The organism is Spirillospora sp. NPDC049652 (genome assembly GCF_040675125.1).
Classification (GTDB): domain Bacteria; phylum Actinomycetota; class Actinomycetes; order Streptosporangiales; family Streptosporangiaceae; genus Spirillospora.
This window is the reverse complement of the sequence record NZ_JBFAOF010001186.1, coordinates 1-1,949: the sequence shown is the minus strand read 5'-3', so window position 1 is coordinate 1,949 and position 1,949 is coordinate 1. Positions and strand designations below refer to the sequence as shown.

At 75.8% G+C, this 1,949-nt stretch carries 2 protein-coding genes and 1 pseudogene; all 3 read right to left on the bottom strand.

The window, feature by feature from the left end; translation table 11 throughout:
* The coding region (locus AB0J52_RS38390) for a DUF5954 family protein (RefSeq protein WP_500187944.1) at positions 1-226 on the bottom strand (226 nt) is incomplete at its 3' end.
* 114 nt (positions 227-340) lie between these two features.
* Positions 341-1,297, bottom strand: a complete 957-nt coding sequence (locus tag AB0J52_RS38385; RefSeq protein ID WP_500187942.1) for a DMT family transporter — start codon at positions 1,295-1,297, stop codon at positions 341-343.
* A gap of 465 nt (positions 1,298-1,762) precedes the next feature.
* Positions 1,763-1,949, bottom strand: a pseudogene (locus AB0J52_RS38380) (3-deoxy-7-phosphoheptulonate synthase); the annotation flags it as partial.

Here is a 1,949-nt window from a genome sequence, read left to right as displayed (position 1 = left end):
CGAGCAGCTCGCGCGCCCCCTCGGGCACCGGGTCGACGGGCGTGACCACCTGCCAGCCCCGCTCCACCCGCTCGGCGGCGGTGAACAGCGCGCCCACCACCCGCAGTTCGGGGTAGGCGGTGATGGCCCGGCAGGCGTCCGCCAGCATCACCGCGGCGACCGGATCGACGCGGTCGAGATCCTCGGGGAACAGCCGCCCCCCGGCGTCCCCATCGCCCGTAGTCATGCCGGTCATCATCCTCGCGGACACCGGCCGTGGCGAGTGGTTCAGACCATTTCGTGTTGCGGGATGCCCCGAATAGTGGCCTCTGGGATACCGCGTCCCAAGTGTCGGCCCATGTCAGCGGCCGTTCCGCCCCCTTCCGCCGCCGCTCCGGCCGGACGGCACGACCAGGACGATCAGGCTGGCGGCCAGGAAGCCGAGCCCCGACAGCGCGACCGGCCCGAGGTGCTCGCCGAGGACGGCGACGCCGAGCACGGCCGCGATGGCGGGCTCGGCGAGCGTGAGCGTGGTGGCGGTCGTGGCGGGAGTGGTGCGCAGGCCGCGCGCGAACAGCAGGTACGCGCCGCCCGTGGCGACCGGCCCCAGCCAGAGGGCGATGACCGGGCCGGTGCCGGTGGCCAGCCACCCGGGCGAGCCCAGCAGCAGGACGGGCAGGGACGCCAGCCCCGAGAGGCCGAACAGGCCCGCGACGACGCAGCGGTCGCGTTCACCGCGCACGATCAGCACCGACGACAGCGTCGCGTAGGTCGCGTAGCCCAGCCCGGAGAGCAGGGCGAGGCCGATGCCGACGGGCTCGACGCCCGAGCCGCGCCCGCCGAGCACCAGCGCCGTGCAGCCGGCGACGGCCCCGGCGGTCGCCAGCAGCCAGCGGCCGTCCGGCCGGGACCGGCCGGTGAGCACGCCGATCAGCCCGGTGAACGCCGGTGAGCTCCCGATGGTGACGACGGTCGCGACGGCGACGCCGGTCCGGCCCACCGCGATGAAGAACGCCGTCTGGTAGACGATCATCGCGGCCGCGCCGGCGGCCAGCATCGGCAGGGCGCGCGGCGCGCGCAGCAGCCGCACCAGGTCGCCGCGCGCGGTGGCGAGGACGACCCCGGCGAGCATCAGCCCGCCGAGGACCATCCGCAGCGCGGCGACCGACACGCTGGTCGCCCCGTCCGGGGCGAAGGTGCGGACGGTTCCGGTGGTGCCCCAGAGGGAGGCGGCCAGCAGCACGTCGGCGGCCCCGCCCGTGCGGGGACGGGCGGCGGACGTGGTGGAAGAGCGCGTCAGAACAGGACGCAGGGACATGGAGAGAACGCTCCCGGTCTCGAAAACGGAGGATGGAATCCGTATTCGGGACGCGGAAGGACACGGGCGGGGCGCGATCAGCGCCGAGCCCGGTCGTCAGGTCTCAGGAAGAGGTTCGCCGCGCCCCGGTCAGGAGCGGGGCGGTCCGCAGTCGGGGGTCCAGTACGCCATGTCCGCAGGATAGCGCGCCGGATGGGCGCGGCCGTCAGGCGGAGGGCCTGGAACCCGCTCCGCCGCCGCGGGGCCCGGTCGTCTCGTGGTCGGACGGGCCCGCCACCGCCTGGACGTGTCGTCCGGCGGGCGGCGTTCGGAGATGCGTGGAGGCGGGTGAGCTGGAGGCGGGTGAGGCGTCGGGTCTGGGGCCGTTCCGGCGAACCGCCGCCCGGGCTGGGCGGTCCGTCGGGTGGGGCCGAGAGGTCGGGCGGGGCCGAGCGTTGGTCGGGGCCGAGAGGAGGATGGCCGCCGTCAGGCGGGGACCGCGTCCGGCTCGGCGGCGGTGGTGAGGGTGCGGCCGACCATCGGCGGCAGCTCGCGGACGACCCGGGCCAGCTCCCGCAGGTCGCCGTCCACCAGGGCCTGCGGGCCGTCGCAGAGGGCGGTCTCCGGGTGCGGGTGGACGTCGATGATCACGCCGTCCGCGCCGATCGCGATC